The sequence below is a fragment of the Tunturiibacter gelidiferens genome, assembly GCF_013410115.1.
GTDB classification, from domain to species: Bacteria; Acidobacteriota; Terriglobia; order Terriglobales; family Acidobacteriaceae; genus Edaphobacter; species Edaphobacter gelidiferens.
In genome coordinates, this window is the sequence record NZ_JACCCV010000002.1 from 1,702,974 (window position 1) to 1,718,809 (window position 15,836).

General features: G+C 52.3%; 12 protein-coding genes, 1 tRNA gene and 1 pseudogene. 3 read left to right on the top strand and 11 right to left on the bottom strand.

What is annotated here, in order from left to right:
• Nucleotides 1–38: 38 nt before the first annotated feature.
• Nucleotides 39–467 (bottom strand): annotated as a pseudogene (locus HDF12_RS19115) (IS3 family transposase); the annotation flags it as partial.
• Between the two features lie 27 nt (nucleotides 468–494).
• A complete protein-coding gene (locus HDF12_RS19120; protein ID WP_179585975.1) occupies nucleotides 495–689 on the bottom strand; it encodes a hypothetical protein in 195 nt (64 codons plus the stop codon).
• A gap of 439 nt (nucleotides 690–1,128) precedes the next feature.
• On the opposite strand from HDF12_RS19120, the gene HDF12_RS19125 reads away from it, so the two are divergent.
• Together HDF12_RS19125 and HDF12_RS19130 are read left to right on the top strand one after the other, a co-directional pair.
• Nucleotides 1,129–1,845 carry a hypothetical protein gene (locus HDF12_RS19125; protein ID WP_179585977.1) on the top strand — a complete coding sequence of 239 codons (717 nt, stop codon included), beginning with the start codon at nucleotides 1,129–1,131 and terminating at the stop codon, nucleotides 1,843–1,845.
• Between the two features lie 995 nt (nucleotides 1,846–2,840).
• Nucleotides 2,841–3,164, top strand: a complete 324-nt coding sequence (locus HDF12_RS19130) for an acyltransferase (protein WP_179585979.1) — start codon at nucleotides 2,841–2,843, stop codon at nucleotides 3,162–3,164.
• 568 nt (nucleotides 3,165–3,732) lie between these two features.
• Here HDF12_RS19130 and HDF12_RS19135 read toward each other — a convergent pair.
• Nucleotides 3,733–3,822 (bottom strand) — tRNA-Ser (locus HDF12_RS19135).
• 368 nt (nucleotides 3,823–4,190) lie between these two features.
• Here HDF12_RS19135 and HDF12_RS19140 point away from each other — a divergent pair.
• Nucleotides 4,191–5,657: a hypothetical protein gene (locus HDF12_RS19140; RefSeq protein ID WP_179585981.1), complete on the top strand. Its 1,467-nt coding sequence runs from the start codon at nucleotides 4,191–4,193 to the stop codon at nucleotides 5,655–5,657.
• Between the two features lie 115 nt (nucleotides 5,658–5,772).
• Here HDF12_RS19140 and HDF12_RS19145 read toward each other — a convergent pair whose 3' ends face one another.
• From HDF12_RS19145 to HDF12_RS19180, 8 genes are all read right to left on the bottom strand, one after another.
• Complete coding sequence (locus HDF12_RS19145) at nucleotides 5,773–6,414, bottom strand: DUF2306 domain-containing protein (RefSeq protein ID WP_179585983.1); 642 nt, start codon at nucleotides 6,412–6,414, stop codon at nucleotides 5,773–5,775.
• A gap of 88 nt (nucleotides 6,415–6,502) precedes the next feature.
• On the bottom strand, nucleotides 6,503–7,720 hold the full coding sequence (locus HDF12_RS19150) for a putative sugar O-methyltransferase (RefSeq protein WP_179585985.1): 1,218 nt from the start codon (nucleotides 7,718–7,720) through the stop codon (nucleotides 6,503–6,505).
• Nucleotides 7,721–7,755: 35 nt separating this feature from the next.
• Entirely contained in the window at nucleotides 7,756–8,055 is a 300-nt protein-coding gene (locus tag HDF12_RS19155) for a c-type cytochrome (protein ID WP_179585987.1), read from the bottom strand.
• Entirely contained in the window at nucleotides 8,052–8,810 is a 759-nt protein-coding gene (locus tag HDF12_RS19160; protein WP_257025740.1) for a hypothetical protein, read from the bottom strand. Before HDF12_RS19160 ends, HDF12_RS19155 begins: the two co-directional genes overlap by 4 nt.
• Nucleotides 8,811–9,257: 447 nt before the next feature.
• Entirely contained in the window at nucleotides 9,258–11,144 is a 1,887-nt protein-coding gene (locus HDF12_RS19165; RefSeq protein WP_179585989.1) for an ABC transporter ATP-binding protein, read from the bottom strand.
• A gap of 63 nt (nucleotides 11,145–11,207) precedes the next feature.
• Nucleotides 11,208–12,164, bottom strand: coding sequence for a phytanoyl-CoA dioxygenase family protein (locus HDF12_RS19170; protein ID WP_373563962.1), 957 nt, complete (start codon nucleotides 12,162–12,164; stop codon nucleotides 11,208–11,210).
• Nucleotides 12,165–12,503: 339 nt separating this feature from the next.
• The gene (locus tag HDF12_RS19175) at nucleotides 12,504–14,522 is read right to left on the bottom strand and encodes a glycosyltransferase 87 family protein (protein ID WP_179585991.1); all 2,019 of its coding nucleotides are present in this window, start codon (nucleotides 14,520–14,522) and stop codon (nucleotides 12,504–12,506) included.
• A 198-nt stretch (nucleotides 14,523–14,720) separates the two neighbouring features.
• On the bottom strand, nucleotides 14,721–15,575 hold the full coding sequence (locus HDF12_RS19180; protein ID WP_179585993.1) for a PNPOx family protein: 855 nt from the start codon (nucleotides 15,573–15,575) through the stop codon (nucleotides 14,721–14,723).
• Between the last annotated feature and the right edge of the window lie 261 nt (nucleotides 15,576–15,836).

The following is a 15,836-nucleotide window of genomic DNA, read 5'->3' on the forward strand; positions in this document are numbered from 1 at the left end:
CTTCTCTTCTCTCCAGCTTTTCCTTCCTGTGTTAGTACGTTGTCGGAACGGATATGTTCTGGAACGCCCTTGATCACCATCACATCAGCCAGCGCCTCGATCACTTTGGCGCTGCTCCATCGCCGTTCGGGACGCACGAGCAGACTCTCCCTGGTATGCTCATCGATCAGGTTCAACATCCGCACCGTCCTCCCGTCATGCGTCTTAGCACTCACGAAGTCGTAGCTCCAGACATGGTTGGTGTGCTGCGGACGCAGCCGCACGCACGACCCGTCGTTGAGCTACAACCGCCCTCTTGGCTTCTGTCTCTTTGGAACCTTCAGCCCCTCACGACGCCAGATCCGCTCTACCCGGTCCTTGCCAACCTGCCAGCCTGTCCGCTTGAGCAACGCCGTGATCCGGCGGTATCCATAACGGCCATACTGACTGGCCAACGTGATGATGTACTCCAGGAAGCGAAACCGATCAGGCGAAAGGTTTTCGCTTCCTGATGGTCATGGCCGCGATTGCTCTATGAGTTCGGCCAGCAATAAGTTGTCATCGAGGTCCTGAGGAAGCCAGGCTTCGTCGTCGCGGCAGGGTTGCGATTCGTTGCAGTCGCCGGAGATCTCGGAGTCGTCCTCGTCAAGATCCACAATGTCTTCTTCAAATTCGGTGGAGTCGTTTTGCAGATTCAGGTCTGATTGCATAGCTTTGATGTCCTTTCTGAAGTTGGGTGCGGGCGCACTGTGAGTTGGGAGATGGGCGCAAAAAACGTACAGGTCATCCGGCGTTTATGCAAACGAAGAAATGTTCCCGGAAATCTTTGATGGGGGGAAGAATCCGGAACCCGCGCGAAAGGTAGGATCTGACATCATTCAGGCGCGGAATTCCATCGCTTGCTCGAGCGATGACGCTTGAGCAGAATGAGCAACTGTGGTGGTAAAGGTTCGGCGGCTTCTGTCTCCAACGAGCAGTTCAGCGATAAGATGAGCGTTTGCTGTGCCGGTCATCTTATGTGAGTTGTATCCAAATTGATTATTTGCTCGAAATGCGACGGACTGGTTGGTAGTACAGGTGACCGTGTGTTGAAACCGTCGGCCGGCATCAGATGCAATCGCTTTATTGAAGGTCAAATAATGACGTCACTTGGAGCTATCATTCGCAATCATCTATCAAGACACAGATGAGATTCCTGGAGGAACCGCCGGTGCAGTGCGAAATGAAGCGACGACGGGTGAGTTTATCAATGGAGGTCACTGGATTAAGGCTGGTGATACGATCAATCGCCTAAATACTCTTATCGATGAGGGTAAGATCGTTGGTGCCCATGACCTAAATATCGCTATCGCCTCATCTTCGACCTCAAGAACTCTTTGGACGGTAAGACAAATGAAAAACTTAGTCTATAGTTCACTGAACGAAGAACTGTTTCATCGGTTTCCCGACCTGCAGAAACCGCAGTATGAGGAACTGATGGTTGACATCCACGATGGTCCTTACATTGTTTTTGGAACCCTGTTCAACCGCTATCTTGTCGATCTTGTAGGGTCTAGCCATGAGTCGCTTGAGCAAGCTGCGCTGTTCCTAGAAGAGATGGCAGTCGCTAAAGACGAACGAGTCACTGACATGCTGACCTTGGAAGTGCTGCCAGCTCTGTTGAAAGCCCAGACCACAGTTGATTCGTACTGGCCTCTGCTTGGAGCAGCCACACGGCATCGGCTGAGATGTCTGCCCCCCCGCTTCTCTCGAAAGGTGCAGCGCTTCCATCGTCCGAGTAGAGGAACCGTTCTTCTCCAAATGAAGAGCACGCTGCTTCGCGTCGGAAGTAGGGTGGCTCGTCACCCGGCCATTATTGATTTTTGACTGGCATAACGCTTCCGACTGGCGGATCTGTAGGTTTTACGCTATTGGGTGCTGCGCAAACAGCAGCCCTACAAGTCGCCGCGATTCATCGAGCTCGACGTGGTCTGAACAAGTTCGTCCAGGTTCGGCTAAACGCGAGACACGGTGCCGCCATGCCGGACGCGCCCTCCGCACACCTCTCCGCAAGAAGTCGGGTTAACTTGCAAAAGTCACATAAGCAACAACCGTTATCTTTTCCTATGATATTGGTTTAGTAGTCCTCGCTCACATACATTCTAAGCATATAAATGGTTTGGATTCAGATCATCGTGCGACTAGATCAACAAACTGAATCTCCGCGCTTGGTCTTAGGAGCGTCTCAGTGTTGTTGGTCCAAATCTTGGCGGAGTGAGACGCTTGAGAAATGGCGACAGACGCGAGGCGTTCGTTGACGAGGTAGCTGCTGAATTCGATGTCGATTTTGACCAAGACGCGGCCAGCGGTCAAACCATGGGAGCTGTGTGACGTGACGGCGTAAGCCGAGGTCGAACTGCTCAAAGTTTGAGGGACAAAAATGAGTCTGTCGCTTTTGCCGTCGCGTTTCACTGTGATCTGGTCGTCCGTTGTCTCGTTGACGGTCCCCGGTTGGCAAGGTCTGTACTAAACGTTGGATGGACGCTGTCATTTGAGATGTTCTTTTATTTCCTGTTAGCGATAGCGCTTGCGTTTCGCATTCGTGTGGCCTACTTCCTGACCCCTGCAATGTCGATACTGGTGGTGGCGGGCACATTCCGCGGGGCGCATTGGCCTGCGATCCTGGTACTGACTGATCCCTTGCTGCTGGAATTCCTTGCGGGTCTGTTGATAGGACAACTCGTCATTCAAGGGGTTCGCTTGAACGTGAAAACTGCCGCGCTGCTCTTAATCCTCGCTCCGATGTTGTTTTTTTCTCTCCACAGACCGCTGGACCATCCATACGCATCCTGCAATGGGGAGTTCCGGCTGCTCTGCTGGCTTTGGCCTTTGTCATGCTGGAGGATCGTTTTGGCGGGCTCTGGCCACGCTGGGCGCTCCTGCTTGGAGATGCGTCCTATTCGCTGTACCTGTCGCATTTCCTGGTTATGATCGTACTGACCAAAAGAATGGTGAAAATTTCAACGTTGGCATCGGCCGGGGCGCACCTGAAAGGTGAGATTGCCTCAGTTTTGATTATGCTCTGCTGCGCAATCCCGGTTTCAATCGTCTTGTATCGGATAGTGGAACAACCAATAAACAGGAAACTGCGCGGCTCTTTGCTGACCGATAGCGAAACGCGTCGAGGGATTTTGGAGGTGGCTTGAGTTCACTGTTTACGAAGTCGCTACGGACTGTTCTATCCGGAGCGTTACCTCCCTATGGTTCAGTATCTAAACGCGGCCCGAAGCCCAACTCGGGACGTAGATTCTGTTGAGGCGTCCAGAACCCCATATATGACTGCGAGGAACTCGCGTCCGAAGCGCGTGTTTGTAGCCGCATTACGTGCGATCCAGTGACTCTGTGGTGACTAATTGATATCCAAACGGGTGAAAATCAGTGCAAACACTGCAAGGCAGCGTCCCACGATTCTCTTCGCGGATATTGATGTTTAGCACGATTTTGCAAGTTGAGGCAAAGCCTGAACCAACCACTCATACCCTCTTTCATGGCGATAACAGCGGCCCACGAGTTACGGCTCATGACCGAACCAACCGCAGCCCGTCAGAAATCTCTCCAGCCCTCCTATTTGGAGGAATTTGTCCACTCCGGCGAGATAACGATCCGTGTCAGCATCTCTGGAGATTGCGCTCAGGCGAAAGAAAAGGTATTTTATGGGGATTTTGCGAGTCTTCTACCGCAGCAAGTCGCTACTTCGAGACATTACAAAATAAATGGCGGAAGAGGAGGGATTCGAACCCCCGATACCCTTTCAGGTACGCCAGTTTTCAAGACTGGAGCCATCAACCACTCGGCCACTCTTCCCTGTCTGAAGTTTAGTACGCTGCTGCCTATTGCGCAAAAAACGTTGGCCGCCTCCGCCCCAACACGTTGTAACCAAAGGGCGGATTCATCTGCGATCTATGGAATCTATACTCGTTGATAGCCGCGGACAATGCATGAAGCATAGCGTAGTACAAGAAAGTGACAGCCGACACTTGCCGAACCCAATCTACGATCATGAACCGGAATCGTCCTCGTCCTTGACTCATGATGGCTCGTCGCATAAAGAGTCAGAGGCCAGGTCTGTATTGTCGGAGCGCGCGCTTGTGTGGCTACTGGGGATTTATGGCGCAATTGGGTTGAGTCTTCTGGCGATTGTGCCAAAGTATTTTCTTCCCGCAGAAGATGCAATGATCTTATTTGCCTACAGCAGAAACCTCGTAGTGCATGGGGCTATTATTTTTTTTGCAGGCGGACCCCGCGTAGAGGGCGCGACGGATTTTGCGTGGATGGCGCTGGTGGCCGGGGCGATGCGTGTTGGCCTCGATCCGTCCTGGTTCTCAGCGATGGTCAATGTGGGATCGCTGTTGGGGCTGGCGTTTGCGTTGCTGCGGCTTGCGCGGGTTCACATCTCAACGCTTCGTTTGCTCGCTATCGCGGGATCGGCTGCGCTGTTTCCGCAGATCTTTGCCGCGGCATCAGGGTTCGCAGTTCTTCCGGATGCACTGCTGCTTGCGACGGTAACTCTGCTTGTGATCGAAAAACGCGTGGTCCGGGCCTCGCTTACCGCGCTTGGGCTCTGTCTCTTCAGGCCCGATGGTGTGGTGTTTGTGCTGCCTCTGCTGACTTATGCGATGGTCTCTTCGGAGGACAGGAGGGGTACGCTGGGGAGGGTGGCGGCATTTTTTCTGTTGCCGGGGCTGGTGTATTTCACCTGGAGAGTGCATTACTTCGGTGAACTTTTTCCGCTGCCGTTCCTGGTCAAGTCGGATGCTCGGCGCGTGCTAGGGCTGGTGGTCGCTCATTCGCTGCAGGAGAGTTTCAAGTATTTGCTGTTCGACGCAGCGGTGCTGATACCAATGGTTTTGCTTCGCGGATTGCAACCGCGGTTTCTGTTTGTGAGTTTGATCGCGGCGCCTACGGCGTTCTACTGGATGATGCGTCTCGATCAGAATATCGGCGACCGCTTCTTCTATTATCTGCCGCTAGCTGCGGCTGTTCTGCTGGCGGTCAACTGGAAGCAGACGCCACTCTCGTCGCGTAGGGCTGTGTTGCGTATCAGCTTCGGGGCTTGGCTCCTTTTGATTGCGATGCCGTTCTATCGCGAGCTTCGTACCTTTCGAGATATGCAATTCAACGAGGCGAAGGACATTGCGCAGGAACTGAGTGCGATGCAGGAACACGCCACCATGATCACAACGGAGACTGGCTTTCTGCCCTATTATTCCGGGTGGACGACATACGATCCGTGGGGTTTGAACACTCCGGAGTTCGCCCATCGCTTTATACAACCTACGGATGTGGAGCGTCTGCATGCGGATGTGATCGTTGTCCATCCCGATCAGCCGGAGAGATGCCTGATCCAACCCGGATGGCAGATGCAGTACGGAAGTAGGACGTGGCCAAATCTGACTCGGAACCTGGTAATTGGCGCGGACCCATCGCGGTATGAATTGTGGCTGGTCTCATACGGCTCGGAGTTCTATCGGCTGCGGAAAGGTTGGCGTTACGGTGAGGGCGATCGCGAGTGCTGGTTTTTGCTGAGGGATTCACCGCGCTACTCCGGCATCGCGGAGGCGCTTGCCCGACACAATGGCGTTGGTCCGCCGGAGTCGATTGGTCTCGAGCAGGAGCACGGGCTGCGCGCTGCCCGGTAATTGCTGCTACGAGAGCGAGCGTGCTCTCTTTTGGCACCGACCGCAATACGCCGAAGGGGACGCATTGCTGGGCTGAAGCTGCGCTCTCACAACTAGCACGAGGAAAACACCCGATTCACGATCGGCGCCGTGTGAAGGCGCTCCAATGAAAGGCCAGATCCGGAATCAGGATGGCCATGAAGGTGATCATGATTATCTCGATAGCAAATCCCGCTTCGCTGTGACGATTCCATGCTGGGAGAGGCTGTAAGACACGGGTACCAACAAAGGTGAAGGTTACAGCATAGGAACGGACCATCCAATCGCGATGCTGGTGAAAGTGCCGGTTGCGAGCCGTCAGAAAAGCAGCCCCCGTCGCGATGACCCAGGTTCCTGCCTGGACGATATTCGCAACAACGAAGTGGATCGCGCGGGAATCGTGGCGGTGGTGGGATAGGATAACGGCAAGCGGAGCCGCGATAAAGACCGAGCAGACGTAGACTCGGCCGAGGGCTCGATGAAATTTTGGGTTACCCCGCCGTACCCGGCTCGAAAACTGAAGCGGACCAACTAGCAACGCGGTGATTCCCGCTAAAACGTGTGGGATGATCAGGAAGGGGATCGAGCCTAGATAAGCCCGCTCCTTTACCTGACGCAGAAGCGGTACCTCGCTGTAAAGAAGGACCGATATTGTCATCCCACCCATCGCAACCCAGAGAAGAGCTTTGAGCTTTCGGCGCAACGCAGGTGGGGTAGGCGTTGATGTTTCTGTTGTCATCAAATTCACGGGGATAACTCTTTTGTGAATAAGTAGTCAGCCAAAAGGTTTAAGCTCATGGTTCGCATCAGGTGACTCGAACACCGTCTTAGCGAGTAGGTTTAGCAATTCGTGTGTAACTCTGCTCCAACATCGTTGACGCTGCCATGCCCGAAGCGCCCCCTACTCCGGCACCCGATACCTTATGACTGTGCCATCCGGACGTTCGAGTATCTGACAACTTGAACGAATCCTTTTTTCGACCGAGAATGCCAGATATAGACTCGCTCGTTTGTTGCTTGCCTATATAAAAGAAACAATTTTTTGTCATCCGATCGATATGTTTCAGATACTCATCCATCGCGCCTGGCGATATGTCCGACATTGCATGGGAGCTAAAAGTAATGTCAACACTTTCTGCTGGCATGTTTTCTAAGTCGAACATGGGCAATAGCACCGCGTCCGCCTGAGTGATCGCTTTCTTTGTCAGCTTGTCCTCGCCATAAAGCAGAAACTTCAACTTTGGAAAAGCTTTGATCAGGTAGTACGAGATTAACGCAATGCTCTCCGGAACATCGAAATCAACGTAAGTTAGGTTCGCCCGGTCGCGCAGCAGATAGTAAGCCATCCCACCAAACCCACCTCCTATTTCGGCAATGGTGCCAGACTCTGGGGCTAGCATGCTGTCGATCCTATGCGCACAGTAATGTGCATACTCCGCACCTACATTTATGTGTGTCCCGTGGATTAGCACGCCAAATGGATTTCCTATACCTGGACCTGCCAGGTGATGCAATGTGAAGCGGCCATCTGTCTGCGCATTCCAATAGTCAAATCGGTATAGAACGTGACTTAGATAAAATTTCCTATAGACATCTTTGATATTCCCGCCGAAATATGCCTTCGACATACCAAAAGGTGCTCCTAGCAAACCCGCTGAACAAGGATTACGGAAAAAATTCTGGTACATTCCTCGGAGCGTGCTAGTGTCGTTGGTGAGCAGCGCCTGGATTACAGGTCCCAGATTTCTGTGTCGTACCTGCTTCCACCATTCCGTAGCCTGGTATGCGCTTGGCGCAAACTTCTGCTGCTTTACGGCTCTGATGTATGCCGTGCATATTCTTTCCAGCAACGCATCATCATCGCTTGAATCATCGATGCGGGATTTGAACCCCTCCGTCACATTTTGGAGATCGTAGCGATCATCGTCCTTAAAACGATGGGCGCCGTGATTTGCGAACCTCCACATGCTTAGGCGTGCCCCGAGTAGACTCTTCGCAGCAGTCGCCGTCTGAAAAGGATGGCGCAGGTGTTTGAGCTTTAGCATATATCCTTTCATTCAAGCGCTTGCAGAGTTTTAGGTTACGGGTTCAGAAAACGCAAGATAGCCTTTTCATCATCACTACTCAGTCCCGCGCGCACGCGCATGTGTTTTGTAACTGTCCCAGAAATCCGAGGCGAAAAGCCTTGTGGAGCGTTGTGGCAACGCGAACAGTTTTGCTCAAACACCTGCTGTCCGTCTCGTTGCTTTGCGCCATGCACCGCGTTGCCCTTTGTTTGTTGCTGAGCCTCGGCGGGTGCGTTAGTACTTTCCGCCCGCGAGAACGTCTGCACCGCAGATAACAAGAGAACACAGAAGGAAATTCGTATAAAAATGTTCATCGCAGCTTGCCTTTCCAGGCCGGAAATAAGAAACGATAGACAACGCCAGTCTCCCAGACATTGACGTTTCCGGTCGAGGAGAACTGACGCGAGTAGCTTGTGTTGACCCTCACCTCGTGCGGCAGATAGTAATCGAGTCCAAAATCGCTTCTCTGCGTATCGGCGCTTGGCAGAAAGTCCGAAGCATCCGGACTATTTCGAAAGGTCTGCTGCAGCCGGAATATCGGTTCCAGTCGCCCGATCAAGCTGTCAGCGCCATGAATCTGAGACAACCGGTAGTCCGTCTCTATCCAATATCCTTGCGAGTGAGCCCCATGTGCATACTCAGAGCGGATCTTCAGAGGAATCCCTGCCGGCTCCCACCAGAGATGCACTCCAAAGGAGTTTGATTCGGTACCCTCCAGCGTCCTCCCATAGGACGTTCCGATCTCGAGCCTTACCTTAGGGAAGTACGCATATATCTGTCCGCCCGTTGAACGCGACGACTGAAATTGTTTATTCGTGCTGCCTGCCGAAAAGTAAGCTGCGTAACTGATTGAGACCGTTTCCGTCGAGTGCGCGTTACCTCTTAACATGCCGCCCGTTCCACTACCACTTCCCATGGTGCCGATACCGTATATCAAAGGAGCATCCTGCAGGTTACTGATCCAGATCGGTGAAAGCCGCTCGTTGTAGGTGCCAAACGGTGTAAGGAAGTAGCCGCCTACCACTGTGAGGTGCGGCGTGGCGATGTAGTCTCCCTGAAGATACGACAATCCTAGAAACCCCGAATGGCTATACCCTTGGCCGTTCCCTTTCGGGGAAAAAGTCTCGAGAACATTGGCACGCGATTCAACCAGCAGATGTTGACCGATCGGAGCTTCCAGCACTGGGACCGCGATTGTCTGGTAAGACGTAGTACCGCCATTAGTGTTTGTAAGTAAGCCTAACCCTCCCGAGAGGAGAGGAGTGTCCTGAGCAGCGAGAACTGGCAAGTAGCACAGCATCCAGACGAAAAACAGCACGTTGCCGACTCGTCGGAGAAGTGCGCGATCTCTCAAACTAAATAAAGTACACATGCTGCTTTAACGCTATCGCGAGGCTCCAACGGGTGTGTCATTCGATGGTCTGGAGTCTGTCATTAATTTGTCAGATCGTCACATCTTAAAACCAGATTACGCAAGGAATTACTCTGCCGCAGTGGCATGGAGACAAGCGTGATGTTAGATGATCCTGTCGCCTTCGCCGGGTGCGAGGAATAAATTAGCTTCAAGGCCGTGCTGACGCGTGTAAAGCTCATAATAGCGAGCCCCGCGCTGATACAGGGACTCGTGAGTTCCTCGTTCGACGATCCTCCCCTGCTCAACCACCAGGATTTGATCGGCACGTCGAATCGTCGACAGCCGGTGCGCGATCACGAAGGTGGTGCGGCCCTGCATTAGAAAGTCGAGTCCGCTCTGGATCAGCGCTTCAGATTCGGAGTCCAGCGAACTGGTAGCTTCATCAAGGATGAGGATGCGCGGATCAGCCAGGACGGCACGAGCTATAGAGATCCGCTGACGCTGTCCGCCTGACAGCCTGACTCCGCGTTCTCCCACGACTGTCTGATACCGCTCCGCAAATCGCTCGGCAAACTCATCGACTCGCGCGATGCGGCATGCTTCCATCAGTTGCTCTTCGGTAGCGTTTGGACGGCTGAACAGAACGTTTTCCTGGATGGTTCCATCGAAGAGGAACGTCTCCTGCAATACGACGCCGAGTTGTTGACGAAAGCTCGACAGACGGATGGTGCAAAGGTCAACGCCGTCGATCAGCACCTGACCGTCGAATGCACTATGAAAGCCGCAGATAAGTGAGATGATAGTCGACTTACCCGAGCCCGAAGACCCGACGAGCGCAGTGACTGTGCCCGGCATCGACTCAAAACTGATCCCGTGCAGAACGGGGGTGTTGGGAACATAGGAGAAAGTGACGTCCTTGAACGCTACGTCCCCCATGATTGAATCTATTGCCTCCGTACGGGCTACTTCGTCATCTTCCTCGGGTTCATCGAGAATCTCGAAGGTGCGATCAAGACCCGCAAACGTTTCGGTGAGCTGAGTTCCGACGCTGACCAACAGGGCAATCGGTGCAACTAGGAAGGCCAGTAGCATTGTGAATTCCACATAGCCTCCAACATCGAGATGGTGCGTCATCGTTCCTCTTGCTCCGAGGTACATAACTAGCGAGACCACGATTCCGATCGCAATCGTGGAACAGAGCGACATAAACGACCGAGCAGTTATCGAACTGGTGGCATTTTGGAGAAGACGCCCGGCGCCTTGAGCAAAGACCTGCCCTTCGGCGGCTTCCGCGAGGTATCCCTTGACGACGCGCACACCGCTGATGGATTCGCTGAGGCGACCGGTGACCTCGGCGCTGATACGGGAGCGTTCACGGAAGATCGGTCGCGTAACCCCAAATGCCTTTTTGAGAAACCATGCGAAAACGATCAAAATGCAGAACGTGAGGATCGTCATGAGAATGCTAATGCGAATGAGAATGACGAGCGCGATAATCCCTGTGAGAATGCCACCGACAAAGTCTATGAGCCCTGCCCCAACGAGATTCTGAACTCCTTCCACATCGGACATGATGCGAGTGACCAGGACTCCAGTACGATTAATATCGAAGAAAGAGATGGGCAAATGGCTGATATGCTGTTGGACCCGAATGCGCAGATCTGCGACAAGACGCTGGCCCGCAGTGGAAAGCTGCTTCGAAAGGGTGTAAGTGGTGATGCCCTGGATGAAGGCAGCAAAGGCTACAGCACCTACGATCAGGGGCAGCCTTTCGAACTGCTGCTTGTACATTACGTTATTGACAAGGTAACGAGAAGAAATGGGAACAGCTAAGCTGCAGACTCGGTTCACAATCATTAGCAAAAAACTGCTCGCAAGAACCCACCGAAACGGCTCGACGAGTCTCCAAATCTCGGGGATCATTCTGACAAACTTTGACCCTCGACCCGATGAGAGGCGCTCTTCTTTTTTAGCGTAGATGTCCCGCGAAGTCTGATCAACAGACCTTACATCGTCACCGAAGCTGGAGGAGTCGAGAGAAGAAGCCATGGATAGATGCCGGGGTTGGAGTTGAGTGCAGATAGGATTATTAGTTCGAAATTGTCAATGTGATCACCCAGGCATTTGTGACTCAAGCTGGCTCAGGATTCTGGCATATCTCGATTGCATCTTTGGAGAAGCGGCCGTTTGGGCAAGCTGAATCAGTTCGTCTTTGGAAGGCTTTAACTTCAGGGACATATGCTTCCAGAAATACTTCAAATCATCTGAGCGCCAATTAGCGTATGTAGCTTCCCAGGATCTATTTGAGGATCCCGCGAATACCAGATTCGCGGGATCAACCGCTCGTTCGTAATCCTGAAATCTGCAATCCAATGAGATACGGAGTTGTTTAGAGACGTTCGGAGCGGCTGCGTGGACCGTTAGACTGTGAAAAATTAGGACATCTCCTGCATTGATTTGTCCGCTGACCCAATCGCCTCCGCGCGCTGTCCCGTTTGGAATAATGCCTGTTTCGGGGTCAACCTTCTGAAGCCCAAAACGATGAGACCCTTCGAGAATCCGCAACGGCCCTAGTTCTAGTGGACAGTTGTGGAGTGGAATCCAGGCCGTAAAGCTTTCCGGATCGCCCGCGATGGACTGATGGTCCTGATGTGCCTGAATCACGAGACGTTCACAGTTAGGAAAGATTAACCGGCCGATCGGCTTCGGGTGTATCAGGAGTCGTGAACCAATAAGCAGTTTCATCACCTCCCGGAGGGCCGAATGATGTGCGAGAGCGTGGAAAGATTCCAAGCCAAAGACTTGTTGATAGACAAGATTGAACGATGAGTCAGACTCACCACATATGGCGCCGTTGTCAGCTACGCGCTCCACGAAACCATAACCAGGCATAAGCCAGCCAGCGACACCAACAATCAGCAGAATCTCATTCAGCAGTTGATTCACGTCCTCGAAGGGCAGCAATCCCCTAACTAGCAAATAACCTTGTGAGGCTATTTCCTTCTTCAAAGAGCGCGACTGTAGATCAGGAGCATAGATTTCACGAAACGGCTTCACGAGGTCATCCACTGTTCCCGACTCCTGCTGAATAAATGAGTTTCGCAAGATTGCCTTTAGTCAAAGCTCTAGCACACGATCTACAGTCGAGCCGATATCGAAAGCAGGTCAACACGACTCAAGGGTATGCTAATAAATGAAGAGATGATGCGGCGAGATTGGCTCAGATAGTTCTATCTCCGAGTTTGCACTCCTTGCATTTGCGCACAAAAAACAAAGACAACAAAAATACTACTTGCTTAGTATTTTGTTGTTGTCACCGGTTTGTCATTTGATTGTTTCTGCAGACGTGAATTAGGGTTAGTTTCAAGGAATGGACTGCCAATCGACGGAATAACATCAGCAAATCGTTCAGTAGATGATGCGCCGTCTGCAAAGAGCCGAAAACCAAAGAGCTCGTCCGCAATCGCTGGCATAGATCAAAGCTTGCGAGTCCGCGGCCCAAGCAGGTTCAGTGTTGTTGCACGCGGCATCGGTAAGTCTGTGAGTTTGGCCGTTGCTCAAATCGCGCAGCCATAAGTTCCAGTTTCCACCTTGCAATTCGCTATAAGCGAGCCACCGCCCGTTTGGTGAGATAGAAGGATATCTGACCTCGCCCATGCCGAGAGATCGTACGCTTCCGACTCGATCTGACACAAATAGTCCCGGGTGACCACCTCCCGACGTGGCTGAAAATACAATCTCGCCTCCGGGCAAGAACGACATTTCGAGCACATTGAATTCCGGCGGGGTAAGCGGACTGTCTCTGGCCACCGATTGACCCAGAGCGCGTATCCAAATGCGCGTTCGACCGTGTTCCTCGCGGAGAAACGCCAGCCACCGGCCATCAAAAGATGCTACTGGAGACTCGGCCTGCTGGATGCTTGTGCTCCCGCCTGATGCGGAGATGATTTTGGATTCGTGCCCAGTTTGTTCGACCCATTGGATACCGTTCGCGGCGGCTATTCCGAGTTCGTCATCGTGCCCTTTGCTGAAGTGGATGGCCCCGAAACGTTCAACTGCGGAACGGTAACCATCGTGTTGCATCCCCACAAACAGAAGCCCATCTTCTTCTGCCGTTGGATGAACCGCCATAAAAACTCCTTTTGGAATAGGAATTCGTTGTTGATAATCGGCATAGAGTCCGCGCTGGTGACGAAGATTGAATACGATACTCAAGGTCAGGATTGCGGCGAGCGCAAGCGCCCAGGCAAGACGGTCACGCTTCGTACTTTTGCTTGACTCTTGGCTGACCAGAACCGCATAGGCAAACGCGCAGAGGAGAACCATTGCATACAGTCTTGGCACAGTCAGTACCGCAATCCATCCTGCTGCCCCGTTATTTGTTCCACCCACGAATCCCGCTACAGCATAAAGAGGCAAGAGAATAGCGAGCCACCAGTTTTTCTTCTCCTCCCGGAGCACTCCCCATATCAAACATGCGGGCAAGATTAGGAGAGTGAAGAGATAGGATGCCGGTGACGTTGAAATCGCAAGGCTGGCTAGTAAGATCGCCGCCCACTCGAGATGGACACGACGCGGACAGGTTTCGTTGGGCGCAGCAAGGAGCAAGGCTGGCGCCATCAGCATCATCTGCAATAGTGGATGCAAGCCTGCAAACAACCAAGGAGCATTAATTGCGGGATGTTGATTTAGCTGGGGCTCATAAATAAAAAGCTTGTGAAGGAGGGAAGAGAGAGACGCTGCCTGCAGGTTGTATGGATCCAGGCCTTCGCCACGGAGTGCTGAGGGTAGTACTTGGAAAAGATAAACGCGATGTAGCTCACAACCAAAGGCATATATTGACGCGACTCCACTGCCCAAAGAGCCCAACACTCCACCCGCAAACGCTTTGAGATCCCTCTTCCTAAGAAAATAAAGCAAATAGAAGGCGGGAAAGACCTTCAGACCTGTCGCAAGTCCCACCACAATTCCGGCTAAAAATGGCTTCTGGCAGATATAAAGCCAACACGCCAGAGTTAATAAGAACAGCAGCAAAACATAGTATTGCCCAAATAATAAATTCACACGCAGTGGGAAGCTTAAGACAGCCACGAGAGAAAGATGCTGCCAGGGATGCCGCGTCATACGTCTCAGAATCGATAGAGTCGCGACCAGAAGGCCGAGGTTAAAGATGAGCCAACAGCGCTTCGCAGTCAGGATGGGCAATGAAGTGAGCGGATAGATGAGGAGGGTCGAGAATGGTGTTATCGGAACCATACCGACCAGCCGTTGATCGATTTCACGATGATCTTTCTGACGTTGAAACCATAGCCACTCGTAAACTCGCGATGTATCGTATCCTTCGTGTACGAGACTAGCGGTCAAGTAGTAGTTGGGAAAGTCAGTGTTCAGCGTATGCCACGCTTTCGGTAAAGTGCGCAGAGCCATTTGCGTCGCCAGCAACGCTAACAATATCCATCCCCCAATACGAGACCATCGGAGTGGGGAGTGGAGATGATCAACTCTGGAGGCTACTGGATCTTCCAATCGGTGTTCTCCGTCTGTCTTAGCAAAAGATCGAGTCGTTCGGAGTTTGTGACCACCTCCAATGGTTCTTGCAATAGCCTGGCGGCTTGCGCTTCACACTCATCGATTGAGCTTATCGTTCAATGGAATCATCTTGATCGGAACATCCCTAAAAGCTTCTGAACGGTGACGGCCTCGCTTATTGAACGCATCTCCTGCCAACGAAATCTCTAGCTCCTCGCCTCCCCCTTTGAGTTTCCTGAGCCGCCAAGCCTGATAGAACCCATGAATAGAGCAGAATTCCAAGCCGTCGATAAATTTATCCTCTCGAATGATTCGCGCGATAAAAAACTTATGACTTCCGATCGCGCGAACCGACTCAATCTCCAACTCCCTGACTCTTTGAGCGAATTCAGGGACCGGAATATTGAATGTCGTCGACGTCATTGTTGCGAAGGGTAGTTGGCTCCAGTCGATTGATTTCTTGGTGTGGTTATTTGCAAGTTGGTATGCCAGAGCCCCCTCCGACAACGGGAGGCTGCTCAACGCGATACGGCCTGCACGTTCTACGAGGCCGGCCGCCAATCTTTCGCCTCTTAAAGCAAACCCCAGATAGCCGTTACCGAGATTGCCAAGTATATTCATGGGAAAAATGTTCCCGTTTTCTCTGCTACCCACACTTACCAGCATTATGGGACGAGGGCAGATAAAGATCACCATACCTGCGCGTCTCTCGAGAAACGACATCTTGATCCCTTTGGTGTTATCGCTCCTCCACTGGCGATAGGCGTGAAGCAAATAGTGAGCGCAGAGACGCGTTTTCGGCAGACAAAAGTTCTTTGAACTTCGGGGTTCGAACAAGACAAACCTTAATTTGGCCACCGCAGCAGCGATGATCTGAGGCTTAAGTCCGATCTCTCCCAAGACTCGCTTACGACCGTCTCGCTCGCAGAATTTCAACGATAGGTTAGCCAAGTCTTTCTCATTTGTTACTTGTTCTTCGTCAAATCCGATGCAGATAGTTAGTGGAGAAGCACATACCATGGAGTGCCTGTGAGTTACATCGCGGGGTTCTCCTGCTCCATGCAGCCACACGGTAACCTCTGACTGCGGTTCTGCGAGTCCGAGAGTGAACTCCTGGGGTAGTAAGGTATTCCCGAAGGCCATCCTCTTTATCACTGTGCGAACTTCACTCACGATCGACATATGATGGTTCCCACGGACGACGCCGCTGAA